This window comes from Cloacibacillus porcorum, from assembly GCF_001701045.1.
Classification (GTDB): domain Bacteria; phylum Synergistota; class Synergistia; order Synergistales; family Synergistaceae; genus Cloacibacillus; species Cloacibacillus porcorum.
The window spans coordinates 2,439,037-2,464,696 of the sequence record NZ_CP016757.1 but is presented as its reverse complement, the minus strand read 5'-3'; the positions used below and the strand labels follow the sequence as shown (position 1 = coordinate 2,464,696).

Annotated in this window: 24 protein-coding genes; 17 read left to right on the top strand and 7 right to left on the bottom strand. The window is 56.0% G+C overall.

The genetic code is table 11. From position 1 onward, the window contains the following. The first annotated feature begins 350 nt into the window (after nucleotides 1–350). From BED41_RS11265 to BED41_RS11250, 5 genes are all read left to right on the top strand, one after another. Nucleotides 351–842, top strand: a complete 492-nt coding sequence (locus tag BED41_RS11265) for a TRAP transporter small permease subunit (protein ID WP_066746220.1) — start codon at nucleotides 351–353, stop codon at nucleotides 840–842. Next, on the top strand, nucleotides 832–2,148 hold the full coding sequence (locus tag BED41_RS11260) for a TRAP transporter large permease (protein ID WP_066746216.1): 1,317 nt from the start codon (nucleotides 832–834) through the stop codon (nucleotides 2,146–2,148). Before BED41_RS11265 ends, BED41_RS11260 begins: the two co-directional genes overlap by 11 nt. Nucleotides 2,149–2,189: 41 nt before the next feature. Next, the gene (locus tag BED41_RS11255) at nucleotides 2,190–3,245 is read left to right on the top strand and encodes a TRAP transporter substrate-binding protein (protein ID WP_066746213.1); all 1,056 of its coding nucleotides are present in this window, start codon (nucleotides 2,190–2,192) and stop codon (nucleotides 3,243–3,245) included. A gap of 148 nt (nucleotides 3,246–3,393) precedes the next feature. Then, complete coding sequence (locus tag BED41_RS16645) at nucleotides 3,394–3,537, top strand: hypothetical protein (RefSeq protein WP_168160259.1); 144 nt, start codon at nucleotides 3,394–3,396, stop codon at nucleotides 3,535–3,537. After that, complete coding sequence (locus tag BED41_RS11250) at nucleotides 3,534–4,985, top strand: sodium/proline symporter (RefSeq protein WP_066746210.1); 1,452 nt, start codon at nucleotides 3,534–3,536, stop codon at nucleotides 4,983–4,985. Before BED41_RS16645 ends, BED41_RS11250 begins: the two co-directional genes overlap by 4 nt. Nucleotides 4,986–5,104: 119 nt before the next feature. Here the strand turns inward: BED41_RS11250 and BED41_RS11245 are convergent, their stop codons facing one another. After that, nucleotides 5,105–6,649 (bottom strand): serpin family protein, encoded by a 1,545-nt coding sequence (locus BED41_RS11245; protein ID WP_066746207.1) that lies wholly within the window; start codon nucleotides 6,647–6,649, stop codon nucleotides 5,105–5,107. Nucleotides 6,650–6,914: 265 nt separating this feature from the next. Here BED41_RS11245 and BED41_RS11240 point away from each other — a divergent pair, with 265 nt between their 5' ends. The 6 genes from BED41_RS11240 to BED41_RS11215 are packed head-to-tail and all read left to right on the top strand — an operon-like array spanning nucleotide 6,915 to nucleotide 11,920. Further along, nucleotides 6,915–7,736, top strand: coding sequence for a nitroreductase family protein (locus tag BED41_RS11240; RefSeq protein WP_066746203.1), 822 nt, complete (start codon nucleotides 6,915–6,917; stop codon nucleotides 7,734–7,736). Next, complete coding sequence (locus BED41_RS11235; RefSeq protein WP_066746200.1) at nucleotides 7,727–9,640, top strand: GTP-binding protein; 1,914 nt, start codon at nucleotides 7,727–7,729, stop codon at nucleotides 9,638–9,640. Before BED41_RS11240 ends, BED41_RS11235 begins: the two co-directional genes overlap by 10 nt. Nucleotides 9,641–9,656: 16 nt before the next feature. Continuing rightward, nucleotides 9,657–10,082: an acyl-CoA thioesterase gene (locus BED41_RS11230; protein WP_066746197.1), complete on the top strand. Its 426-nt coding sequence runs from the start codon at nucleotides 9,657–9,659 to the stop codon at nucleotides 10,080–10,082. Next, a complete protein-coding gene (locus BED41_RS11225) occupies nucleotides 10,072–10,551 on the top strand; it encodes a hypothetical protein (RefSeq protein ID WP_066746195.1) in 480 nt (159 codons plus the stop codon). Before BED41_RS11230 ends, BED41_RS11225 begins: the two co-directional genes overlap by 11 nt. Before the next feature lie 13 nt (nucleotides 10,552–10,564). After that, the gene (locus BED41_RS11220) at nucleotides 10,565–11,176 is read left to right on the top strand and encodes a hypothetical protein (RefSeq protein WP_066746193.1); all 612 of its coding nucleotides are present in this window, start codon (nucleotides 10,565–10,567) and stop codon (nucleotides 11,174–11,176) included. 9 nt (nucleotides 11,177–11,185) lie between these two features. Then, entirely contained in the window at nucleotides 11,186–11,920 is a 735-nt protein-coding gene (locus BED41_RS11215; RefSeq protein WP_066746191.1) for a C39 family peptidase, read from the top strand. Nucleotides 11,921–11,994: 74 nt separating this feature from the next. Here the strand turns inward: BED41_RS11215 and grdA are convergent, their stop codons facing one another. From grdA to BED41_RS11180, 5 genes are all read right to left on the bottom strand, one after another. Further along, nucleotides 11,995–12,471, bottom strand: a complete 477-nt coding sequence (gene grdA, locus BED41_RS11210; RefSeq protein WP_084002417.1) for a glycine/sarcosine/betaine reductase complex selenoprotein A — start codon at nucleotides 12,469–12,471, stop codon at nucleotides 11,995–11,997. 61 nt (nucleotides 12,472–12,532) lie between these two features. After that, complete coding sequence (locus tag BED41_RS11200) at nucleotides 12,533–12,856, bottom strand: thioredoxin family protein (protein WP_066746184.1); 324 nt, start codon at nucleotides 12,854–12,856, stop codon at nucleotides 12,533–12,535. Nucleotides 12,857–12,955: 99 nt separating this feature from the next. Next, complete coding sequence (locus BED41_RS11195) at nucleotides 12,956–13,354, bottom strand: GrdX family protein (RefSeq protein WP_066746180.1); 399 nt, start codon at nucleotides 13,352–13,354, stop codon at nucleotides 12,956–12,958. A 190-nt stretch (nucleotides 13,355–13,544) separates the two neighbouring features. Further along, the gene (locus tag BED41_RS11185; RefSeq protein WP_084002416.1) at nucleotides 13,545–14,858 is read right to left on the bottom strand and encodes a glycine/betaine/sarcosine/D-proline family reductase selenoprotein B; all 1,314 of its coding nucleotides are present in this window, start codon (nucleotides 14,856–14,858) and stop codon (nucleotides 13,545–13,547) included. Between the two features lie 13 nt (nucleotides 14,859–14,871). Next, nucleotides 14,872–16,161, bottom strand: coding sequence for a glycine/sarcosine/betaine reductase component B subunit (locus BED41_RS11180; protein WP_066746173.1), 1,290 nt, complete (start codon nucleotides 16,159–16,161; stop codon nucleotides 14,872–14,874). A gap of 196 nt (nucleotides 16,162–16,357) precedes the next feature. On the opposite strand from BED41_RS11180, the gene BED41_RS11175 reads away from it, so the two are divergent. Continuing rightward, complete coding sequence (locus BED41_RS11175; protein ID WP_066746171.1) at nucleotides 16,358–17,524, top strand: CdaR family transcriptional regulator; 1,167 nt, start codon at nucleotides 16,358–16,360, stop codon at nucleotides 17,522–17,524. 174 nt (nucleotides 17,525–17,698) lie between these two features. Here BED41_RS11175 and BED41_RS16850 read toward each other — a convergent pair whose 3' ends face one another. Further along, entirely contained in the window at nucleotides 17,699–17,857 is a 159-nt protein-coding gene (locus BED41_RS16850) for a DUF559 domain-containing protein (RefSeq protein ID WP_268217960.1), read from the bottom strand. Between the two features lie 665 nt (nucleotides 17,858–18,522). Between BED41_RS16850 and BED41_RS11170 the strand changes: the two genes are divergently transcribed. From BED41_RS11170 to holA, 5 genes are all read left to right on the top strand, one after another. Then, nucleotides 18,523–19,059: a sigma-70 family RNA polymerase sigma factor gene (locus BED41_RS11170; protein WP_066746167.1), complete on the top strand. Its 537-nt coding sequence runs from the start codon at nucleotides 18,523–18,525 to the stop codon at nucleotides 19,057–19,059. A 286-nt stretch (nucleotides 19,060–19,345) separates the two neighbouring features. Then, the gene (locus tag BED41_RS11165; RefSeq protein WP_066746164.1) at nucleotides 19,346–21,046 is read left to right on the top strand and encodes a DUF6273 domain-containing protein; all 1,701 of its coding nucleotides are present in this window, start codon (nucleotides 19,346–19,348) and stop codon (nucleotides 21,044–21,046) included. Between the two features lie 287 nt (nucleotides 21,047–21,333). Further along, nucleotides 21,334–21,594, top strand: a complete 261-nt coding sequence (locus tag BED41_RS11160; RefSeq protein ID WP_066746161.1) for a hypothetical protein — start codon at nucleotides 21,334–21,336, stop codon at nucleotides 21,592–21,594. Between the two features lie 585 nt (nucleotides 21,595–22,179). Further along, complete coding sequence (gene leuS / locus BED41_RS11155) at nucleotides 22,180–24,678, top strand: leucine--tRNA ligase (RefSeq protein ID WP_066746158.1); 2,499 nt, start codon at nucleotides 22,180–22,182, stop codon at nucleotides 24,676–24,678. After that, a complete protein-coding gene (holA, locus tag BED41_RS11150; RefSeq protein ID WP_066746155.1) occupies nucleotides 24,678–25,619 on the top strand; it encodes a DNA polymerase III subunit delta in 942 nt (313 codons plus the stop codon). Before leuS ends, holA begins: the two co-directional genes overlap by 1 nt. Nucleotides 25,620–25,660: the final 41 nt, after the last annotated feature.

Sequence of the window (25,660 nt, the reverse complement as noted above, 5' to 3'; positions counted from 1 at the left end):
TAATAATGATATACCTAAATCAGACAGGTTTCAATAGATGTGAGAAATAATTCCTTAAAATCAAAATTTTACTTATAACAAATATTTGACAAAGTCTAAGATGAGCTTTATACTTTCACGCGGGTCAGAGAAAATATGGATAAAAATAAATATTTGAGTGAAAATCAGTGATACGGGACAGCGCTTTGCTGAGCCTTTGTGTTCATGCTCTTTTGTTGAGATGAAACTATTGTGTCACCAAATGTTTTGTATATAAAAAGATAAAGGAGGGCAGCCGGTTTTTATTTGTGCAGGGAAAAGTACCATAATCTTTGGGAAAGGGGTAATTAAAATTGAGAAGGTTTGCGCATATGATCTCTCTTTTAATTCTTCCGCTGATCGTTGAGATCGTCTACAGCACGCTGAAGAGCTTTTTGTTTAACGACACTCCTATCTGGAGTTTTGAGGTAACAATATTTCTTTACGGGACATTTTTCATGCTGGGGGCGGCCTATTGCCATATGAAAAAGGCTCATGTCGCCGTCGAAGCGCTTGCTCCCTATCTCAGTGTCAAATGGCGCAGGAGATTTGCCGTATTTTCAGAGGCGGTCGTCCTTTTTGTCGTCCTGACGCTTTTGGTTGTAAGCATTCCCACCGCCTGGCGCTCTACGATGATGCTTGAGCGTTCCACGCACCAGACTCCCTTCAATCCGCATGTGTGGTGGTACCGGTGGATCATACCTATTTCGTGCCTGCTTTTATCCTACCAGTCTATCCGTGATATGGTCGGGATTATTACCGGAAGAGGCACGGATAAGGAGAGGGAAGATGCTTTAGAGGAGGAACGCTCTGATGTCAAGTGATCTTTATCCGCTGCTGATGTTTGTCTTACTCTTCGTACTGCTCGCAGTCGGAGTGCCGATAGCCTTTTCGCTGGCGGCGGTTTCCATAGTTTTCGCCTATTTTCTCTGGGGGTGGGGAGCTCTTAACCTGCTGGTCTCCGCGACCTGGGGCTCAATGAATAACTTCGTGATCGTGGCGGTGCCGCTCTTTATATATATGGCCTATATATTACAAAAAACTAATGTCGTCGCAGACCTCTATGACACTATTTTCAAGTGGTCCGGCGGGCTGCGCGGCGGCCTGGCGATCGCGACGGTCATCGTAGGCGCCATCCTTGGCGCGGTCTCAGGCGTCGTCGCTGCGGGCGTTATCGGTCTCGGGCTCATCGGCCTGCCGCAGATGCTCAAGCATGGATACAATAAAAAGCTTGCGCTTGGCTGTGTTCTTGGCGGCGGTACGCTCGGCCAGCTTATCCCACCAAGCACCAACATGGTTCTATACGGATGCGTGACGGGAGTCTCCATCGGCGGTCTTTTTGCCGGCGGGCTCTGCGCCGGCGGTCTGCTGGCGGTCCTGTACATCGGCTATGTGCTCATCGGGGCCCTTTTTAACAAAGATTTTGCGCCGGCGCTTCCGCTGGAAGAGCGCGCTAGCTGGGGCGAGAAATTCCGCTCGCTGTGGGGCGTGGCGCTTCCCGCGCTGCTCATCGCGATCGTTCTCGGTTCCATACTTAACGGTGTCGCTACGCCTACGGAGGCGGCGGCCTTCGGCGCGGCGGGCGCTATCCTCATCGGCCTGTTAAACAGACGCCTCACCTGGGATATCGTCTGGAGCTCCTGCTATGAGACGCTCTCGATCACGGCGATGGTCGGATGGACGATGATCGGCGCTTCGGCCTTCGGCTCGGTATTTTCCGGCCTCGGCGGTAACTCGATAATAGCCGATATGGCAATGAGCATGCCCGGCGGCGCGACGATGGTCTTCTTTGTATCCGCGGCCTTCATCTTTTTCCTGGGGATGTTCCTTGAGCCAGGCGCGATCATCTTCCTCGCGGTTCCCATTCTCGCGCCGATCCTCTCGCAGCTCGGTTATGACCCGCTCTGGGTTGGCCTTGTATTCAACGTGCTGCTGCAGTGCGGTTATCTCTCTCCTCCCTTCGGCTTCAGCCTCTTCTATCTCAAGGGCTGCGCTCCGAATGATGTGGACATCATGGAGATATACCGAGCCGCTTTGCCCTTCCTCGCCCTGCAGGTTGTATCTGTAGTATTGATCTTCCTATTTCCGAATCTCGTGCTTTGGCTGCCCAGACTTGCGATGGGACGCTAAGTTATAGAGCAGTAAAAAAACTTAAGGGGGAAACTGTAATTATGAAGAGTTTTAAGGTTATGGCAGTTATTGCGCTTCTTCTCGCGGCCTTTTCCGTGCAGAGCGCAGACGCGGCGACCAGGTGGCGCGTAGTAACCCACGCGATGCCCGGCACAGAGCAGCAGAAGATCGCCGAGGATTTCTGCAAGACGGTTAAGACGCTCTCTAAGGGCGAGCTGGTAATCGAGCCCTACGCGGCGGGAGTCCTCTTCCCGGTATTCGAGACCTTTGACAACGTGGCGAACGGCGTCGTTGATATGGCGATGGTATACGGAGCCTACTGGACGGGCAAAGATCCGCTCTTTAATCTTCAGACACGCCCTGGCTGCCCGCTCAACACCTACGCGGAGGGCGCTTATCTTGATGAAAAGCTCGAGCCCTTTTTCTCGAAGCTCTACGCCAAGCACCGTATCAAGTACCTTGGACATATCATGGAGAGCCCGATCTATGAGCAGCTGATGTCTGTCGTTCCCATCAACAAGATCTCCGACATCAAGGGCAAGAAGATCCGTACCTCCGGTTTCGGCGCGCTTTACTACCGTGCGCTTGGCGCGACGACCGTCTCGCTCTCCGCTCCTGAGATTTATACCGCCTTCCAGACGAAGAATATCGACGCCGCGGAATGGACCTTCTGGGATGAGAACATGCGTATGGGCTTCCACGAAGTCGCCAAGTATGTCGTCGATCCCGCCTTCCAGAACGGGACCTGTGAATATTTCCCGCTCGTTGTCAACCCCGGTAAATGGGAGAAGCTCCCGCAGCATCTAAAGGATATCATCATTGTCGCCCGTGACCGTGCCCGCTATCAGTCGGCGATGGTATACGTCGCCGAGGTGAAGGCGCGCGAGAAGTGGAAGGAAAATTCGAAGATCAAGATCATCAGATGGAGCCCCGAAGATGAGAAAAAGGCGCGTGAGACCGGTCTTAAGCTTATTGTCAACGAATGCAGCAAGACCCCCGAAGGAAAAGAGTATCTAAGAATATACCGCGAAACCCTGTGGGAGCTCGGCTACAAACAGGAGGCTAAGTTTATCGGCTACACGCCTAAGAAAAAATAACGCCGCAATATGCGAAATGGCCGGAGCTTATTAAAGATCCGGCTATTTTTGCCTCTGATGGGTTTGCGTAAAAATTTGTCTTGTGTTAGTCTGCTTTAAATTAAACTGGGTATTTATAATTAATGGAATCAGGAAGGCGGCCTGACTGGTGAATATTTTACCGGAAATACCATTTTTGATAACCTTCATGTTCATAATTTTTCCGCTGACGGCCTTAGCGGCGATCACGATCTACTATTATTATGCAATGAAGGCGGAGAGGGCGCGCGAAAGAGAGGTAAGCGGCGAATGAATACTATGCTCACGGTATCCGCCATTTATCTTGTGATATTTATAATGATAGGCTTTATCGCGACCCGCTATTTTTCCAGCTCCGCCGAGGGATTTTACCTTGGGGACCGCGATTTCGGCGCGATACCGACGGCGCTCAGCGCGGGCGCGACAGATTCGAGCGGTTGGATATTTACCGGAGCGGTGGGGTTTGCCTACGCCTTCGGCGTTTCGATGATGTGGATCTGCGTGGGCTACACCTTCGGTTATTTCTTCAACTACATTTGCCTGGCGCCGGCGCTGCGCCGCTACACCAAACGCACTGGCGCGATGTCGATACCTCATTTTTTCGGCGTGCGCTTCAAAGAACACGCTAAGCTGCTGCGCGGTGTCTCCTCGCTGATCATTACCCTTTTTTTCGTCATCTACACTTCCGCGCAGCTCACAAGCGCCGGTAAGGCCTTCGAGGCCCTTGTCGGCTGGGATTACGAACATGCGATATGGGTCTCCGCCTTTCTCGGTACCTCCTATGCCTTTCTTGGCGGCTACCGGGCCGTCGTCTGGACCGATGTTGTGCAGGGCTCGATCATGCTGTTGGTGCTGCTCGTCTCGCCCTTTATCTTTATCTTCTATCTCGGTGGCTGGCACGCCTTTTGGGAGCGCGCCTTCGCGCTTGATCCCATGCTGCTGAACGCGACGGCGGGTATCGGCGGATACGCCGGCTTTGCCTTCGCCTTTGGTCTCGCCGCCGGCGGGATCGGCCTTATGGGGCAGCCTCAGATACTGCAGCGCTTCATTACGGCGCGCGACGACAGGACGCTCATCACCTCCGCAGTCATCGGCGTATTCTGGATGGTAACCGTCGTCAGCGGGGCTACTCTGATCGGCCTAATCTGCCGGGTCATCATGCCGACGATCCACGACCCAGAGTTTGCCTTTCCCGTGCTCATAAAGGACAGGCTGCATCCGATGGTTGCCGGAGTCGTGCTGGCCGCGGTATTCTCGGCGATTCTCTCCACGCTTGACTCCCTGATAATGGTTGTCTCCCAGACTGTGCACCTGGACATTATAGAGGGCGTCTTCAACAAAAAACTCTCCGACAGGTGGGCAACCCTAGTCGGGCGCATCGTGATCGTCTCCGTTGGCATCTGCGGAGCCTGTATCGCCCTTTCAAATACGCGCATGGTATTTTGGTTCGTTCTCTACGCCTGGGCGGTCATGGGGGCCTCCTTTGCGCCGCCGCTGATCCTCGGTTTGTACTGGAAAAGGGTCACGGCGCTTGGTGCGCTGGGGGGTATCATCACGGGCGGTGTCGTGACGGTGCTCTGGTACAATACGCCGTTCCTGAAGGAGATCATGTATGAGATGCTCCCAGCGGCGCTCTCCTCGACCTTTGTCACCGTGGCGGTGAGCTTCATGCAGGAGGCTCCGGCGGACGGCGAGGCACAGGTCGCGCTCGCGAAACGCTGACGGCTGTTAATTGATAAGAGAAAAACAGCGGCGTCCCGTCTGCCTAATTTCCTGTCCGCTGCTGCGGACAAGGGCCGGCGCGGGACGCCGCTGTTTTGTGCTTTAAGGGGATTTTTATTCTATGGCCTTGTGTACCTGCCGATGAAGATTATCGCGCCCGTCGTGTTGTCCCTGATGATGTAGATGAAGGGACGCTCGGCGCGGAAAACGACCGCGTCGTCGTCGGGTGCGGGCATCGAGGTGCGCATCATGATGACCGCCGTCGCCGCCGCGGCCTCTGTACCCTCTTCCGCCACTTCAATAAAGGTCTTATGCACGATGTTGCTGATGTAGAGATCATCCAGGCCGGTAATGCCGGAGAAGTCTGCCGCTTCGGGGCTGAAGGCTGATGGCATGCCCATCTTTGCCAATGTCTGCGCCAGCTCATAGTCGTTCTCCTGCTTGAACTTCGGCAGATATATCTTTACCTTCTGCGGCGTCATCGCCGCTATCCACTTCGAGAGCTGTTCGGCGCTCAGCGCCTTTTCCAGCGTTTCAATGTCGGATTTTTTATCGGGCAGCAGTACCAGCATGGAAAAGCGCCCTCCCTTGTAAGGCAGCTCCAGGATCTCCGCGTCGCTGAGTTTGGCGTAGTCCACCTGCTCTCCGGTGCGGTTCATCGTCAGCACCTTGACGGATCGTTCCGGGCTTATCCAGAAGGGGCGCGGCACGGTGTTGACCGACTGGAACTCCTCAAGCCAGGAGGATTTGAAGTACACGGCGTTTGTGAGTACCATCAGCGTCTCTTTGCTGAGCACGCCTGGGCCGATGATGTCCTTGATCCTCTGCTGCGTCTGTTTTTCCACCCATTTGTTTATCGTCTTGCGCGCCGACTCGGGGTTGGCCCTGTAATTGAGCGGCGTCAGCCCCGCGTTATAATAGTCGCGGACCGTCTGCGCGTATTCTGGCAGGATCTTCTCCTGCTTCGCGGGCCAGACGGCGTTCGCCGTGTGCACCTGCGCGATATCCTGCGGCACCGAGTTTATCTCGTTGATGAGCGCGCCCATATTCTTGTGAATATCCGGCGACAGCGAGAGCACCTTTTCCATCTGCTGCTCAGTGATGCCGCGCGCGCCGGCGTAGGTCATCGCGAGCGCCGAGGTGACGCTGTAGGGCGAGATGAAAAGATTGCGGTGTCCGCGCTCTGCCGCCACCTGCCGGTATAGGTCGAAGGTAAACTTGTTGACGGCGTAAGCCGCCTTCGCCGAAAGAGTTTTTGGGTTTGGCGTAAAGCCGCCGTTCGTCTCAATCGCCGTCAGCCCCGCGCGGATTGCCACCATTTCGATGTCGTTGCGTATGGTGTTATAGTCGTAGCCCGCCTCTTTGAAATAGGGGCGGTAGGCGCTTGCCAGCTGACGCATGCTGGACAGCTCCGCGTCTCCAAGCTTTGTAATGTCGTTCTCCGCGTGTTTGAGCGCCATCACCACAAGTGCCACCACCTGCTCGGGTGTGAAGGCGCTCTTGCCGGGGACTACCTGCTCGCCGATCAGCCCTTTGGCCGAGAGATTGCTTAGAGAATGATAGGTCCAGTGAAAGGGCGGTATCAGATTCGATATATTCGCCATCGCGATATTTGGCGACAATAGCGCCGTGACCAGCACCAGCGTAATGATTATTCGTTTCATCAAATTACCTCCTGTAATCGGCTGCATTTCTGCTCCAATCACAGATTATAGCCTAAAACGCGGACGAGCGCTCCTTGGTTTTGCGTGATTGGAGGATAAAAATTTGTTTCATAGTGTTAAAATTATTCAGGAAGCGCCGGTTAAATCGTTTTATCGGCTAAATAACTAAGATATATTCCGCTGATTGGATGTGTCTGCCGCGAGGCGTACGGCGCATATGGCCGGCGGACCAATATATAAAAGATACTTAGGAGTGTGAATCCAGATGAACGAACTGCGAGTTGACCGTGAAAAATGTACGAAATGCGGAACATGTCTGCGCATTTGCCCCGCCGGGATAATAAAGTTTGGCGACGACGGGTTCCCGGAAATGTCGGAGAAGCACAGCGGACGCTGTATCCAGTGCGCCCAGTGCGTGCTCTTCTGTCCGGCATACGCAGATACCCTCTCCTTCATGGACCAGGGAAAGATCGTGAGGAGCGAGGATATAGTGATGCCCACGGCGGAACAGGCGGAAAACCTGCTCAAGACGCGCCGCAGTATCCGTAAGTTCAAGGATGAGCGCATTCCGCGCGAGCTTTTCGCGCGGATATTCGAAACTGTGCGCCAGGCGCCGACGGCGGTGAACTATCAGCCCGTACGCTGGGTGGTCTCGGATGATCCGGAAAAGACCAAGGAGATAACGAACCTTATCCTCTGCTGGTTCCGTGAGGAGATATTCAAGAACCCCACCGACCCCGGCGCGCTGCTCGGCGCGGCGATGATCGCGAAGGCCAAGGCGGGGGAGGACGCGCTGCTGCGCGGCGCGCCGCATGTCGCGGTCGCGGTCGTGCCTAAAGAACACCGCTGGCCGGAGGACGGGGCCATCGCCCTTACATATCTTGAGCTTGCCGCCCATGGTCTGGGGATAGGCTGCTGCTGGGGCGGTTACCTGACGATAGCGATCAGGAGCTTTGCGCCGCTGCGGGAATATCTTGGGATCGGTGATGACGAACACATCTGCGGCGCGCAGATGATGGGCTGGCCCCAGCTTCGTCCGCTGCGGCAGTACCCCCCGCGCCGGGAAGCAAACATACATTGGCTGTAAACGAAGCCTGCCCGCTGACGATCGGCATTCTGGCCCACGTCGACGGAGGAAAGACCACTCTGACGGAGCAGATGCTCTTTAAGGCCGGTGCCGTGCGTTCGCTGGGCCGCGTGGACGATGGCAGCGCGCATACGGATTTTATGGACTTTGAGCGGCGGCGCGGCATCTCGGTCCGCGCCGCATCCGCGCTTCTTGAATGGCGCGGCGTAAAGATATATATCATCGATACCCCCGGCCACAGCGACTTTTCCGCCGAGGTGCAGCGCGCCGTGCGCGCGATGGACCTTGCCGTGATTGTCGTCTCCGCCGTCGAGGGCGTACAGTCGCAGACTGAGCTCATATGGCGCTCCATCGATAAGATGGGTATTCCGGCACTCTTCTTCATCAACAAGACCGACCGCGTCGGAGCCGACGTCAAGTCGGTCATGGCGGAGATAGGGGAGCTGACTGGAACCGCGCCGCGCCTGATCGATCTGGAGGATAAAGAGTCGCTTGCCGAGACGCTTGCCGAATATGACGACGCGGCGCTGGAAAAATACTTTGACGAAGGAGCCTGCGCATTTAGCAAAGATGAGCTCGACACGCTTCTGAGAGATTCCTTCTATGCGCGTAAACTCATTCCCGCCCTTTGCGGGGCGGCGCTGAAAGGCGAGGGCGTCGAGCCGCTTCTGGAGCTGCTCGCACGGCTGTCCAAGGCACAGGACGCCGCCGGTCCGCTTTCAGGCGTAGTTTTCAAAGTGGAACATAACCCCTCGCTCGGACGCGTGGCGCATCTGCGCCTCTTTTCCGGAACGCTGAAAAACCGCGACAGCGTGCGCAATGTCACCATGGGACGCGAGGAGAAGGTGACGCAGATACGCGAGGTGCTGGGCTCAAAGGAAAAGGACAAGGGCAGCCTTTGCGCCGGAGAGGTCGGCGCGGTCTACGGCCTGACGGGGACCGTCAGCGGAGACATCATCGGCGATCCCTCGTACGTGCCGCCGGTGGCGGAGATTGCCGCTCCTGTGCTGCGCGTTAAGGTGACGTCGGCGGAACCGTCGCAGTATCCCGCGCTGGTGGCCGCCCTCTCGGAGCTCTCCGCCGAAGACCCGCTGCTGGACGTCATCTGGGAAAAAGAGTCGCGCGAACTGCTTGTGCGCGTCACGGGACTGCTGCAGATAGAGATACTGCAGACGCTGCTTGCCGAGCGCTTCGGCCTTGAGGCGGCTCTCGGCGAGCCGATGGTCGTCTATAAAGAGCGTCCGCTCAAACGCGCGCACGGCTATGTCGAATATACCATGCCCAAACCCTGCTGGGCGGTTATGGACTTTGAGATCGAGCCGCTGCCGCTCGGCACAGGCGTCGTCTTTGAAAGCACCGTGGCAAACGATAAAATATATACGCGCTACCAGGCCCAGGTGCGTCAGACCATCCCGGAGGCGCTGCGGCAGGGGCCGAAGGGCTGGGAGGTCACGGACGTCAGGATCAGGCTCGTCGGCGGCGAACACCATACGGTACATACGCACCCTCTGGATTTCATGCTCGCGACGCCCATGGGAATCATGGACGGCCTCGTGGCAAGCGGCACGGAACTTCTTGAGCCGATGCAGAAGTTCCGCCTAACCTTCCCCGAGGAGGCGAGCGGCAGGTTGATCGGCGAGATTGTCGCGATGCGCGGCACATTTGACAGCCCCGTCGTGCGCAAGGGCAGCTTTATGATGGAGGGGCTGCTGCCTGTCGCCTCAAGTATGGACTTCCCGCTGCGCGTAGCCTCGCTCACCGGAGGCCGGGGCACGCTCTCCACAACCGCCGCTGGTTACGCTCCCTGCCCGCCCGGCGAAGGATTTGAGGTTCCATACCGCGGGGTCTCGCCGCTGGACCGCGCAAAATATATTTTGTACAAACGCGGAGCCTTAGGCGCATAAAGAGAGGAGAATGTCGATGGAAGATAAATATACGCTGGCCACTAAGATAAGGGTGCGCTACAGCGAGACCGACCAGATGAAGATCGTCTACAATGCCAACTACCTTGACTGGTTTGAGGTGACCCGTACCGAACTCTGCCGCGGCTGGGGCCGCCCCTATACCGAGTGGGAGAAAAACGGGCTGATGCTGCCCGTTGTCGAGGCCTACTGCCGCTATAAGCATCCTGCCTGCTACGACGACGAGATAGAGCTGTGGGGCCGCGTCTCTGAGCTCAAGGTCCACAGCATTAAGTTTGAATACCGTGTCGTGCGCGCCTCCGACGGCAGGCTGCTCACCGAGGGGTGGACAAAGCACGGCTGCACAGACCTGAACGGCAAATTATTCAAAAAAGAACATCCCTTCTATCTGTGGGTCCTCTCGCTGCTGGGGAATGAGGGCTGAGGCCGGAGGCAGGAGAAGGGCTTTCCTGCTTGTTGAGCTGATCGCGGTGCTGGTGATCGTTGGAAGCCTCTCCTGCATCTCTCTTCAGACCCTTTCGAATTCGCAGACGAGAGAACGGCGTATAATACTGAATGAGGCGAAAAACTTTTGTACCTGGATGAAGCACCGGATGGCTTTGGCGGCGCGCGAGAGTGTGGAATTTCGCGTCATGCTCACGCAGAACACAGACCGCAGCTATGAGGTGACCATAATTTGGCTCGGCGGTATGAAAAATCTGCGGCACGAGATATATTCTTTCGATGAGGCGGTGCTGGCCTACGAGGGCGTCCGTGAATTAATTTTCTCCGGGCGCTGGTTTACGCTGACCCCAGCGGCCACTTTTATAGTAAAATCAAGGAAGATGCCGGAGGTCAGGTATTTTGTGACGATTGCCGGCACCGGATATGTAGATATTAAAGATAAATTATAGGAGCGGGTCTGTCGTGGATAAAAAATCATGGCATAACGAAATAGATTTTCATTGCAGCTTTGGCATTTGGCCCTTCAAAAAGAGCCTGGACATCACCCCTGCCGGATTTCTGTACTGCGGAGAACTATTTCCCCTTAAAACGATAACGCGGCTCCGCTGGGGCGTGGACCAGCGGCGGGGCGGCCCCTTCCCGAAGGTGCGCTATCTCGCCACCTTCGGCACTGAGACCCGTGAATTCACGATCAAGACCAAACAGAAAGATTTTTATGAACATCTTACGCAACGCTTCTGGCGCGCGGTGGGGAAGCGCCTGATGGCCGAGATGCTTGACGGACTGAGGAAGGGAAAGGATTACCGCTTCGGAGACTTCTCCGTCTCCGACAATGGTCTCACGATGACGCAGCGTGGACTCTTCAAGGGCTCGCAGTCTGAGTTTTATGAATGGAAGCGGCTTAAATGGGGCATCGTGAACGGGAATCTTGTCTTCACCCCCGCGGAGGCCACCGATAAGCTGCTTACAAGCGCCTCCTTCTTATGGGTGGATAACACGCATATTTTGAGCGTCGCGCTGGCGCTCCTCCAGAAACAGACGAAGCTTGAGCAGCTCAGCTCCATCGCCGACTGAGGTTTTCTGATGCAGAAACGTGTAAGGCGCGTCCCGCGTCCCGACTACATAATTCCCCATCCCGAAAGCGGCGCCGCTTACGAGGGCGTCGCGGATGTAAAAAACTCGCCGTACTTCAAAGCGCCCGATTTCTTCACCATGGAGAGCAACGACAGGGGGCTGACGATACTCACGAACTACCCCACCTACCAGCAGACCGCCTGCTACAGCTGCGGCCCCGCGGCGGCGCTGACGGTGCTCTGGTACTTCGGCGTTACCGATTACGACGAACCGGAGCTGATGCGGCGAATGGGCTCCAGCGGCACCCCCAACGAAAGGGGCGAGGGCGGCACCTGCACCGCGGGAATGTGCCGCTTCTTTGAAGAGATCGGCTGGCGGATAAGCACAAGCCTCTGCGAGTGCCGCGGCGGCGAGCGTATCTTTAAGGATGCCGCCGCCTTCCGAGACTTTGTAATCCGCAATCTGCGGGCGGGGCTGCCCATCATGGTGGAAAACATGCGCTTCGGCGGCCACTGGCGCGTCATCATCGGCTACGATACCATGGGTACGGAGACTACGGCTGACGACGTGCTCATCTTTATGGACAGCGACGACGTCTGCGACCACTGTCAGGACGGCTACGCGGTCGCCTCCGCCGAGGAATTCTTTCACACCTGGCGTGATATCGGAGCATTGCCCCCGGACCAGCGCATACAGCAGTACCTGATCGCCTATCCGCCGGATTTCAAACCGCGGGAAGAATAAAACAAGCAGATAAGACAAAAGAGAAGAGCCGTGCGGCTCTTCTCTTTTGCTAAATCCTGTTAAATAAGTAAGGCTTACAGAGCAGCCTTGCTGTACTGGTCACGCATGCCTTTTACGGCGGCTGCGAGTGCCTCGGGATCGAGGACCATTTCCATCATGGAAATCTGCTCTTCCCACTGCGCGGGATCGCACTCTGAACGAATAGCTTCATCAAAGATGTGATACACGGGGAGTCCCAACGAGACTCCAGCAAGCGGGCCTGCGAAGGTCGGATCGCCGTTCGTGACGGTTTCGGCGTAGATTTCTGCGCCTTCCGCGTCTGAAGAACCTAATACTACTACACAGTTCTCGGCTCCAAACTTCTCAGCGGCGTCTTTAATACGCTGCTGGTTCTGCAGGTCCATTGCTCCTGCCGCGGTTCAGACAAAGCATTCTGTCGCTGAGAATACTATCTCTGCGCCAGAATCCTTAAGGCACGCTTCCATCGCGGGCCCAGGTACGCCGTCTCTTTCGCCAAGCAGGAGAAGTTTCTTACCACTTAATTTGCCCATGGACAAGATACCTCCTATTTGTGTTTTATGCTAAATTGGACGCTGCCGTCCAACTATCGCCTTACTTAATAAGGTTTTCGATCTCCGCTCTGATTGACTCGGCCGTGCACTCTTCCTTTGAGAGGCGCTTTACCTCTACTCCGTCCTTCCAGAAGAGGAAGGTGGGAAGGCCCATTACGCGGAAGCCCATCGCCACTCTCTTGTTGGTCGAGCAGTCGACGGAGGTGAACTTCACCTTACCCTCGAATTCCTTCTCCATCTCGTGATAGTGGGGCATAAGGCCCATGCAGGGAACGCACTGGGGTCCCCAGAAATCCACTACTACGGGTATTGACTTCTCTTCGCGTACTTCGGCGTCGCAGTTTTCTTTTGTAAGTGCAATCATTGTAGTTTGCCTCCTGTTTATATTTTAAAAGTCACAGCTTTTAATATCTATTTCTTATCATATCATCCGTCAGTCAGAAAGTCGACCTTGAAACGATATTTAATTTCTATTTTCAGCCTCAATAATCATAGCGTCGCGCAGCGTCCGCTGCAGCATCTGGCGGTCGATCACGCCGAAGTCCTCGCCGGGCTCCGGCAAATTGTGGTTCTCCCGTTCCATCCGGTAACGGTCTCTCGCCTTGCCGAGCGCTATCAGCCCGTCCCTGTCATACTGGCGGTCATTTTTCTCTATCACCAAAGACCGATAGGGACCGCGCATTATCGGCACATTCGGAGGCAGTGGGGCGGATACGAGCCTCCAACCCTGCTGAAGCAGCTCTTCCGTCTTATCGAGGACCTCCATCGGCGTCCCCTCGACGAACACTATCTCATGCGGTACCGCGGGGCCTGTCTCTATCCAGCTGTTGTTTGTAACGATACGTAACTCTTTTGCCGTCATCTCTATCACCCGGTCTCCTCAGCTCGTGCCGCTTTGTATAATATGATATTTTACAGCAAAATGCAAAGGCTGTTTTTGTGCATTTTTATAAAAATGATAAGAGAATTACTGAAATAGGTAATTTTTTTGTTCGGATTAATATTTTGGTGGAAGAGGGCGGCGTTTAAAGCCGCCCTCGGATAGTTTAAAACTAGTTCTTTTCGAAGATTGTCTGTTCTTCGATAGGCGTAGTCATAGCCTTGAATGCGCGCATGAGCAGCTCTCTGCGTGCCGCCTTGTCGACCTCGGGGCCGAGTTCGGGGTTTCCGACGGGATGGGGGATCGCCACGCCGGGGACTATTCTGTTCGTTCCGACTGTGAGCATGATAGGAACGATCGTCGCTATCTGGACGACGGGGATGCCTGCCGCGTTTTCGATCTCTCTTGTCATCGATGCACCGCACCGAGTACAAGTTCCTCAGGTGGAGGTGAGGATCACGCCGTCAACGCTGGCCTCTTTCAGCTTCGCGCCGATCTCCTGTCCAAACTTCTCGCCGAAGGCGACGGCCGTACCGGTACCGGTCGTGGTGTAGAACTTATCGTGGAGTTTGCCGAATACGCCCTCTTTTTCAAGTTCGCGCATAACGTCGATGGGAACGACCACATCGGGGTCGAGGTTTGCCCACTGACGGTCATAGCCGCCGTGGATTGACTCGTAGTTATCGGGCGTCATATCGAAGAGGCTGGAAATATCATACTCGCCGAAGCTCTCCGCCGAGGAGACGCGGATACGGTCGGGGTTGCCCTTCGGGACGATACCGCCGGAGGTGACGAGCGCGATCTTCGCGTGCTTCAGATCCTTGATCGGCGCTGCCGGAGGGATCTTCTTGAAGGTCGGCATCTCATATTCCGTCTGGAACTCTTCGCCGCGGAGCTTCTTGAGGAGCATCTCTACCGCGCGCTCAGCGCCGCTCTTCTCATGGAAGAAAGACTTGCGCATGCCGCGGTGGATATAACCCTCGACCTTCGCGGGGCCCATCGGTTCGCCCTTCGCGAGCTTGAGGCCGAGCTTAGCCATTACGGGAAGGGCCTGGCCCATGCCGCGCGCCGAGTCGGCGCAGGGGACGATGTAAGTCTTCTTGGAATAGAGCTCCACTCCGGGGTTCTCGGGGTACATTGAAGTCACCGTGGGGATTCCGAGCTCGGCGGCTACCGTGGCCGCGATATCGCCGCAGGCGAATCCGTAGCGTCCGGCGTTGAAGGCGGGGCCGGCGATGAAGAGGTCGGGCTTCTTGGCCGCCACCATCTCCAGGCACTTGGCGCGGGCCTCTTCCGTGTGCTCTCCATAGTAGCCGTCGCCGCAGATGACGGTGGCGACTATCTCAGCCTCGCCGCCGAAGGCGGCGTTAAGGCCCATTCCGGGACCGACAATACCCTCGCGTATCTCGGGCTGGTGGTCGGCCTTCTCTTCTCCGCCGATACCGGCGTAGAACTGGTTAATATAATGAACAACTTTTAAGGTCATTGTGATTACCTCCCTATACCCATTCGCAGCCGAGCTTGTTGAAGCCGATTTCAGCTGTGGAAGCGATGATGGACTGAAGCTCTACGTACATCGAGCCGTCGGGACGCAGGCTCTCCTCCGCGCCGCCGGAAAGGACCGCGATCGATTCGGGGTAGCCGATGACCTTGTCCATGGCGGGAACTTCGATCATCTCGTTGACGTTGCCCGTGGAGATGAAGCCTGTGAGCTCCGGCGTGGCGTCGGCAAGGCTCTGGCTCGCGCCGTCCGTACCGGCCGATTCGTCGGATACGAGAACCGCCTTAATGCCGGCGTTCTCAAAATTCTTCGCGTTGAGGCAGAGGTCCGTATCGGGGTTGCCGTAGCCCTCTTCCGAGACGATGACGCCGTCTGCGCCGAGCTGCTGCGCGATCGAGAGGTTCATCTGCGAGGCGCGGATCTTACCGGCGAGCACCGTGCTCTCCTGGGTGGGAACCATGCCGAGGAAGTTGATCTCTTTGCCGTGGCGGGCATAGAGCGCCTGGACTATGGGGTTGTGGCAGTGATGCCAGGTGGTGTTCTTGTCGCAGGCCGAGACGCAGTTTCCGGAGACCATCGCGCCGTCGAGGACTTCGTTCGGGTGGATGAGCGTCGGAAGCGAGGGACGGAGGTCCGCCGCGTAGAGATAGGTGTCGTGCAGCAGTCCCTGCGTGATATTCATGCAGACATAGATGACCTTCGGGAGATCGGGATACTTCTGGCTCTCCTCGAAGGTGTCGCCTTTTTCAAATACCGCGACTTCGTCTGCCTTAGCGCCGTTCTCTTCCGCGCAGCGGGCGAGGTATACAGCGAGCTTAAGTCCGGCTTCGCGGAGCGAAGTTTCGTAAAGGTGCTTCTCAAGATCCTCTACGGGTTCGACTGAGAGTACGATGTTGTATGTCTCTGAGAAGGGTGAATAGGGGGCTGCGGGGCCGCTCATGTCGATGAAGCCCTCCTGGAAGGCGACGATCGGGCCGCAGGTGACTACCGCCGCGCCGTCAAGGACGAGGGTCTCTCCGTTTCCGGCTTTCTCCATGGGAGCCATGAAACCGGGGAAATAATTGCCCTTGCCGATCTTAACGCGGGGTTCGACCGCATCCTTGACCGGAATGATGCGCGTCTTCTCACCGGGGCGGGCAAAATCTATGCTCACCTTCGAGAAGTTCCTGTCCTCGGCGACGAGGGCCTCGGCTTCTTCTTTGTTGACATAGAGCACGCCGTTCTTTACGTGGGTTTTCTCTGCAAAATCAAGTCCTTTGATGTGGACCTTATGCAACTCCAAACGCATTTTGCATTCCTCCTTATTTATTGATAAAACAAACATTAAATTCTTTTTGGAAGATTCGGTGCTTCAGCCACTTTGTCTCCCTATTCACATTCTAGCTATATACGGGGCAAAATACATTATTCCTAAGAACATAAAAATGATATATAATAAAAAACGAACTATGCTCTTGAATAAAAAGTCCGGGAGTGGTTTCTTCATGTTTAAAAAAATGGCGCAGAATATCGCAGAGAGTACAAGCGAGGTAATCGGACGCGGCGTTCTCGTTACCGATGAAAACGGCATCATTATCGGCTGTAATGTAAAGAAAAGAGTGGGGACCTTCCACGAACCCTCCATTAAGGTGATGCAGGAAAACAAACCATGCGTCACCTACAGCGACGAGGCGAAAAAAATGCCCGGCGTCTATCCCGGTTATACACTGCCCATACAATTCTTCGACAAAGTCATCGGCTCCGTCTCAATAACCGGTATGCCCGATGAGGTCGAGCGTTTTGGGCTCCTCGTGCAGAAACAGGCGGAAATCATGCTGCGCGAACAGGCCTTCCTTGAGTCAAACCTTATGCGCGAACGCGCGCTGCGCGACCTTGTTGAAAACGTCGCCTCCTACGACGCCTCCCAGGGCATGGGCGAACTCATCACCCTTCAGGGCAAAGAGCTTGGCGTAACCCTCACGCGCTGCAAAGCCTCCGTCGTCGTCGAGATGAAAAAGTGGAAAGACGAATCGAGCGAGAACGCCTATCAGATCATGGTGCGCGAGCTGCGCTCCGCCTTCTCCCATCCGCGCAATGTCATCTGTCCGCAGCGGAACCGGCGCGTCACGATCTTCGTCACGCCGAACCGTCCGGGGACCAACGACGACATCACTCAGAACATTGAGAGCCTTGCCCACGGTTTTATCGAGAGCCTGGAAGACAAAGGCATTACCGCCGACATCGCCGTAGGCTTTCCCGCGAACGACCTGAACGGGCTCGCCATCTCCCTGCGTTCCGCGCGCGACGCGATGCGCCTCGCGGGCCAGCTCAAACTTTCCGGCGTTATCTCCGCGCGCAGCCTCACCAGCGAGGCCCTGCTGGACCTGCTCCCGGTAGGCAAACGGGAAGAATTCGCCGACCGCACCCTCGCGGGGCTCGAGGGACGCAACGATTACGAGGAGATGCGCGACACCTTCCTCGGCTGGTGCGAATCCCCCTTCGCGAGCGGCGAAGTGGCCGAGCGTCTCGCGATGCACAGAAACAGCCTTCAGTACCGCCTCAAAAAAATCCGCGCCCTCACCGGCAAAGACCCCTGGAACTTCAAAGACGCCTTTGAGCTGTGGGCCGCCTTTGTGCTGAAGAACATCAGCAGCGCGGAAAAAAAACAATAATCGCAGACGGCCCGAAATCCTAAATTATAGAAAATAACTTTGCGGAAGCTTCCTTTTAACGGCATCGAAGAGGGAGGCTTCAATTTTATTCCCAGCTTTCGCCGCGCAGCACTCATTCAGTCAGCCGCAAAAACAGGCGGCTGACGCCTCTGATAGAAACGGAGCTAAGTTCAGCTATCGGCAACCCGCGTAAAAATCCGGGCGGCCGCCGCAATAGTGCTGACCGCCGTCTATTTCTACGACCAAGGCGGTCTTAAAACAATAAAAGTCTGCTATATAGCGGTCGATAACCTTCTGACGCTGAAAACGCGCGGGATATTTTGCGAGAAAAATGATTTTTGTTTGTCATGCCGGGCTTGACCCGGCATCCAGGGGCTTGGGGTTTTATTTTGTTAGGAGTAGAACAAGGCAAGCCGCTGGACACCGGCTCGGGGGCCGGTGCGACAAGACAAGAACAAAAGCAAACAACGGTTCCACTTTGACTCGACAGGCTGAAAGCTAAATTGCGATTTATCTTCGATGAGGAAAACTGTAAATTGCGATTTAGCTTTTGACTTTGCCCTTTTAGCCTTCCTCTCTGAGGAAGGTGGATCGCCGCCGCTTTTGCGGCGAGACGGAAGGAGTGTTGCTCTGTATGGCGCGGAAAGCGCGCCATACAGAGCCCGCGGCGAAAGCCGCGGGAGAACCGAAGGTCAACTCTCCCTCAGTCTCGGCGAAAAACATCGCCGAGCCAGCTCTGATGTAACTACCAGCCGAATCGCACAAATCAGAAGAACTCTGATTTGGCTCCCTGGCCGCCTCAGAGAGGGCGCCAAAATCTTTGCTAAACCGTAATTTATCTTTTACCTTACAGATTTCTCCTCCTTATCACACAACCAAGCAACCAGCACCCCCCAACCCCCCGGCCTCTGCGCGGCGTTGTCGCCTTCCTCGTCTCCTCCCACTGTTAAAGTTGTCACACCTTGACTTTACAAAACCCAATAAGGAGGACTGCGACAATGCAGAAAGAGAACCAGAACGTTCACTTGTCTCCCCTACCCGTACCACGACCGGAGCCCGTTTCCGTTCCTGATACCGTCCGTGCCTACAAGCCGCTTGTAAAGGCCGTCGCGAAACGCTACCAGGGACGCGGCGCGGAATACGACGACCTCGTGCAGGAGGGCTGTCTCGCGCTGCTCATCCTCGTCCCCAAATGCCCCGACCCCCAATGGCTCGCGTGCTTCCTCAAAAACCACCTGCCCGGATACATAAGGGACGCCGCGGCGCGTCTCCGCCGCGCGCACGCCGTCGGCAAAGGGCTGCCGCTCGAAGAGCTGGAAGAGATACTTGGCGCGGAAGAACAAAACTACCGTGAAATCGAACTGCGCGAGATGCTCATGCGCGCCCTTTCCCCCGATGAGTTCGACATCACCCAGGCGCTCATAGGCGGTTACAGCCAGCGGGAGATCGCGCGTACCCTGGGCGTCAGCCAGCAGGCGGTCGCGGCGCGCCTTAAAACAATCCGTAAAAAGATAAAAAAGGCGCTGAACGAATAAATTGCCTGGATTAAGTAAATTATGCTATACTGCACTAAGTAAAACTACCTACCAATAAGGTGAAAACAATAACGAAGGAGCGAACTAAGTTGAAAACTCAGAACAGAGACCACTGTAATATTTTTGTATTGAACGAGAGTGCCCCTCCCCCCAAGAAGTAAAGTCGAGTTTAAGATATCCCTGTCCCTTTATTTTAATTCTTCTCTTACTTTCACTTACACTAATACTGAACACGGCGCGGCCCGCCGCGGCGCTCACGCTTTCGGAAAAGATACTGGACGGCGGCGTGCAATTCAACCCAAATATAGGACCGGAGTGGGCTTGCTGGTGGAGCGAATCGCAGATCCGCAAATTCCTCAACGGTAAAGAATATGTCGGGTCGGTCTCCGCGGACAAGACAGAGATAACGGTGACGAACCCAAAAGGTTATTCCTTCTACGACAAGGCCTTCTCCGCGGGCGAAGGCAGCGGGATAATAAAGGCGGCGGTGGACAACTCGAGCACACAGGGTGCTCCCACCGGTCCTAAGACGACCGATAAAATATTCCTCCTCTCCTACGCCGATGTTGACGACTCCAATAACGCACAGGCGCTGGGCAAAAAATACGGTTTTGTCGATATTGGTTCCCGCGAAGCGGAGCTTACCGACTATAGCGTGTCGCGGGGAGTCATCAACCATACTAGTGGTAATAAAAAGTATGGTATTTGGTGGCTTCGTTCCCCCGGCAACATCGTAGGCTCGGCGTCGAGCGTCCGTAGCGCCGGCTACCTCAACGCTTACTACGTTGACTTTGGGTCTGCCGGCCTCCGTCCGGCTTTTCGTCTGAATCTTAAAAACATCATCTTTACCTCTCCCGCCGCAGGCGGGAAAGACGCCGGAGTGGTCACTGCGCTTCAGAAACAGGTGTATGACGGCATATACACGCATATACCAACGTCGAGAGACTTTACCGAACACAAACTGACCCTCGCCACAAACACCTACAAACTGACCTCCGCCGACCTGACCAGTGGCGCCATCACCGCCGGCACAAGCATTGACGTGAGTTACTCCGGCGCCTCGACGGGCGCGGGTTACCACCTCGCCGCCGTTGTGACCAGCGGAGACAGGGCGCTGTACTACGGACGGATAAAGAGCCTTGAAGATGACTCCAAGGCAAACGGAACCGCAACCTTCGTCATTCCCGAATACCACGATAGCGAAGAGGTCTATATCTTTGTAGAGGGAAACAACAACAACGGCGATGGCAAGACAGACTTTGCCGGCGTGCCGGTCTGTCTGACGGGAAACGGCAGAGATATCAAAGCACTCTCGCCGGACGTACTCCCTGACCTGAAATCCATCTCCGTGGCCCCCTCCTCTCTTGACCTCGCCGCAGGCCAAACCGCTACGCTTAACGTAGGCTATTCGCCCGTGGACGCAAAAGAAGATATAGGCTGGATCAGCAGCGCTCCTGATATCGTCTCCGTTGACGGCGCCGGAAAGTTAACGGCGCACAAAGCCGGCACGGCGACAATAACGGCGACGACGGTAAAGAGCAATATCACCGACTCCTGCACAGTCACCGTGACACAACCCTTCGAGGGGCTCAACCTCAATATCCCGAAAGCGGAGCTGATCGAAAAAGATACGATGGAGATATCGGCATTCCTCTATCCCGTGGATACCTCCGAGACCATCAGCGAAATAGAGTGGCGCGTCAGCGACGAAAAGATACTTAAAGCGTCCGCCCTAGCGGGAGAGCCGGCAAAGGCAAAGATAACCGCGCTGGCCGCCGGCAGAGCGTTTGTGACGGCAAAAGTCACAACCTCGGCTGGCACTCTCTACGAAAAACAATCCGAGATAACCGTGACGGCAAAACCAGCCCCGGGACCGACGCCCTCAGGCGGTTCGGGCGGCGGCTGCAACGCGGGTCTGGGTATGGGCATACTCGCCCTTCTGGCGTTCGTTCCCCGTATAGTGAGAAAAGACAAAAACGTGAAATAAAGAGCAGCGGGCGGAACGGAGAATAAAAGACTCCGTTCCGCCTGTTTTTATATCTGGAGATGATTCTATGGCTGTAAGACGTCAGGGATTCTACGCGCCGCTGCTTATAGCGATACTCTTTTCAATCTGTCTCTTCCTCATCTTTTGCCTGTTGACTCACGAGGGGTGATATGGATATAGAGTTCCGTAAAATGCTTATATGCGGAAAGAGATAAAACCTTTCTCGAAAAATAGTCTGCCGGCGGTGACGGGCTGTACCCTCAACCACAGAACAGGAGTGAGACGAATTGCGCTTAAAAGACGCGAAACGATTCTTCCGCGACCTGATGGAAGATACAACCATACGCGGTAAATGTATTGAGATCGCCATGCTGCCCAAAAATGAACGTGGTATGGCACCCCGCGTGCTCGGATACTCATTCACCCCCAAGGAACTGGACGACGTGCTTTGCCGCGAATTTTACCTCATGACGGAAGAGGAGCGCCGTCTGTTCGGCCCCGGCGATCTGCGGGATATCGTGATGAGTATGTGGGGCAATTGCATGTGACGGCGGCGGCAAGCCGCCGTTTTTGCCGTCGGTCTTGCCGAGCGAAGTCCGCGGCGCGTATAAGTGTCGGTTCAGCTTTGTTTTTGTCTTGTATTATGAGGCGTAAAAAGCATGGCGAAGCCGCTGGACGCCGGGGCAAGCCCTGCATGGCAAACCAAAACAAAATCGCTTTTTATCACTTCCATCACCCATCGGAAATTGCGGTTTAGCTTTTGACTTTGCACTTAAAGGTGCCCTCTCAGAGGGAGCCAAAATCTTTGTTAAATCGCTGTTTATCATTGACCCATCGAAGATAAATCGGCGTTTAGACGTGTTGATGACGACGCGAAATAAGGGCGGAAAACCGCAGGCGCACTTTGGTGCGTCGATTGCAAGGCATGTCCCCGCCATTGGGCGGGGACACTTTCAAATTATCCATATTGCCGCGGCATGCGGGTGCGCCTGCCGCAGGATTTTCCGCCCTTGTTGAGCTAAGTCAGCGACGCGTATAAACGCCGATTTACCGTGTTTGACCTCTCATAACCGAGTGTATATAATACCATGATGTATAAATGAAAATTCTTCATCTAAGAAGGAGAGATATAGATGCCGTATGATTTTTCCGCCATTGAACCGAAATGGCAGAAAGCGTGGGCCGACTCGAAGATTTTTGAGGTAGAGGTCGACCACAGCAAAGAGAAGTTCTATTGCCTTGAAATGTTCCCCTATCCGAGCGGGGCGCTCCATATGGGGCACCTGCGCAACTATTCGATCGGCGATTTGCTGGCGAGGTTCCTGCGTATGCAGGGGCTGAACGTCCTCTACCCGATGGGCTTCGACGCCTTCGGCATGCCGGCGGAGAACGCGGCGATCAAGAATAAGACCGCTCCCTCCGACTGGACCTGGAGCAATATCGAGCATATGACGCAGCAGCTCAAAAACGCGGGCTACAGCTACGACTGGCGCCGCCGCGTGGAGACCTGCAACGTAGACTATTATAGATGGAACCAGTGGCTCTTCCTGCAGTTCTACAAAAAAGGGCTCGTATACCGCAAGCATGCGCCCGTCAACTGGTGTGACAAGTGCCAGACGGTGCTTGCCAACGAGCAGGTCGTCGACGACGGCGTCTGCTGGCGCTGCGGCACGCCGGTCACGAAGCGCGACCTCGACCAGTGGTTCATCCGCATCACGGATTACGCGCAGGAGCTGGTGGACTGCCTTGACGATCTCAAGGGCTGGCCGGAGCGCGTCGTCACGATGCAGCGCAACTGGATAGGCCGCTCCGAGGGCGTTCACTTTGAGATGGAGATCGCCGATACGGATCTCAAGCTCGAGGCTTTCACGACGCGTATTGATACTATCTTTGGCGTCACCTTCGTCGCGATGGCCGCGGAACATCCCTACGTGGAGAAGTTCGCGGAGATGGCGGGCGGCGAAAAGGCCGCGGAGATGCGCGCCTTCGCCAAGCGGATGGCCTCGCGCAGCACAATCGAGCGCACCGCCGTCGGCACCGATAAAGAGGGTATGGACACCGGCTTCTTCGCCGTCAATCCCGTCACGGGAGAGAAGTCGCCGATTTGGATCGCCGACTATATCCTCACCGATTACGGCACGGGGGCGATTATGGGTGTTCCCGCGCACGACCAGCGCGACTTCGATTTCGCGCGTAAATATAATATCCCCGTCATCACCGTCGTCCGCCCCGTAGACGAACCGGCTCCCGACGGCGCGACGATGCCCGCGGCGGTGGCCGCCGACGGCGTCGCCTGCAACTCCGGTTTCCTCGACGGCCTGCCCACGGAAGAGGCGATTGCCAGGGCCGCCGAGTGGTTCGAGGAGCACGGCAAGGGCAAGAAAGAGGTGCAGTTCCGGCTCCGCGACTGGCTCATTTCGCGCCAGCGTTATTGGGGAACGCCGATCCCGATGGTCTACTGTGACCACTGCGGCATAGTCCCCGTGCCGGAGGAGCAGCTTCCCGTCGAGCTGCCGCTTGACATAGAGATGCCCGCGAACGGCGGCAATCCGCTTGCTCAGCGCCCCGACTGGTACAATACGACCTGCCCGGTCTGCGGCGGCCCGGCGCGCCGTGAAACGGATACGATAGATACATTCTTCTGTTCGTCATGGTATTTTGACCGTTACACCTCCCCCTGGAGCACGGATATGCCATTCGATAAGGAGGCGGCGGCCTACTGGATGACCGTCGATCAGTATATCGGCGGTATCGAGCACGCCTGTCTGCACCTTATTTACGCGCGTTTCTTTACTAAGGTGCTCTCCGATCTCGGCCTTCTGCCCGCCGATATGCGCGAGCCGTTTAAGCGTCTGCTGACGCAGGGCATGGTCATCAAGGACGGAGCTAAGATGTCAAAGTCGATCGGCAACGTCGTCGACCCCGACGAGATAATCAAGAAATACGGCGCGGATACGGCGCGCCTCTTTATCCTCTTTGCCGCCCCGCCCGAAAAGGACCTTGACTGGTCCGAGCGCGGCGTGGAGGGGGCTAACCGCTTCCTCGGACGTGTCTGGCGTCTCGTCGAGCAGAATCTCGACGGTCTGAGGACCGCCTCCGCGGAGCGTGTGGCGATGGGTTCCCTGACTCTGCCGGCGGAGCGCGATATGAAGCGCATCATCCACAGCACGCTTGACCGGGTCACGAAGGATATTCGCGAAGAGCGGCAGTTCAACACCGCCGTCGCCCGTCTGATGGAGCTGACGAACGCCCTTATCTCCTTCGCGCCGGAGGACGCGAAGGGCTGGAGCATCAAACGCGAGGGCGTCGAGACGCTGCTTTGCTGTCTCTCTCCCTTTGCGCCGCATATCACGGAGGAACTCTGGCATCAGCTTGGCAACGAGGATTTCCTCTCCGTCCACCGGTGGTTCGAGGTGGATAAGAGCGCGCTCGTCGAGGACAGCGCTACCGTCGTGCTCCAGATAAACGGCAAGGTGCGCGAGCAGTTTACCGTTTCCGCGGGGCTTTCAAAGGAGGACCTGCTCGCCGAGGTGATGTCCCGCGAAGAGACTAAGAAGCGTTTGGAGGGCAAGGAGATCGTCAAGACGATCGCCGTTCCCGGCAAGCTTGTAAATATAGTGGTGAAGGGCTGATGCCGGCTCTCCTCCTGATCGCCGCCTCGGGGACAGCTCAAAGGCGCCTTCTCGAGGAGACCGCTGCCGAGCTTGAAAAAAAAGGATATGTGGCCGCCGGGAAACAGGAGGGAGGGGAGTGGAGCTCCCTTCTCTCCGATAATATGACCGGCGGCCTTTTTGACGAGAGCCGCTTCATAATCGTGGAGTCTGCGCCGCTTCTCGGTCCATTTCCCGAAAAGCTTTCCTCAATGATAGACGCGGATTCCTCGGTGACGCTCGTCTTGGTCTATGAGAGCGAGATAAAATCTCAGCCCGCTAAGTTCATACCGAAGGATGTTCTCGCGAAGTGCCGTCTGCTCAAAGCCGCGGAGTTTCCGCGCTGGCCGCGCGAGCGCCAGATATGGGTGGCTAATCTTGCAAAGGAGCTTGGCGTGGATCTCGCGCCGCAGGGCGCGGCGATGATCGTCGAGCTGCTGGAGGACCCGGAGGAGATACGTGCCCAGCTGAAGAGCCTGGGGCTTCTGAAAAAAAAGTCCCCCGTCACCGCCGCTGATGTGGAGGAGCTCTGCCTTGACGACGGGAGCCGAAATCTCCTGCGCCTGCTTGACGGCCTCTGCACCGGGGATTTCGCGGGGGTGCTGAAGAGCCTGCACGCGATGGCGCGCACAGGAGACTTGATCCCGACGCTTACGCCGATTCACAACCGTATGCGTCTTGCCTGGTATTCGGGGCTCGGTAAGGACGCTCCCGCCTTTGCCAAGGCGCTTGGCGCTAAGGATTATGCCTGGCGCATGGCGAAGCAGGCCGACCAGAGATATGGACACGGGGCGGTCACGGATTTTATCGCCGCGCTTATCAGGATGAATATAGAGGAAAGAAGCGGAATCGGCTCCGGCTGGCAGGGGCTGGAGACGGCGATAATAGGGCTCATGGGTTCGGCGGATAATACGCGCCGCTGAGATATGATTCATATTCTAGCTGCCTGTCCGAGCGGCCGATG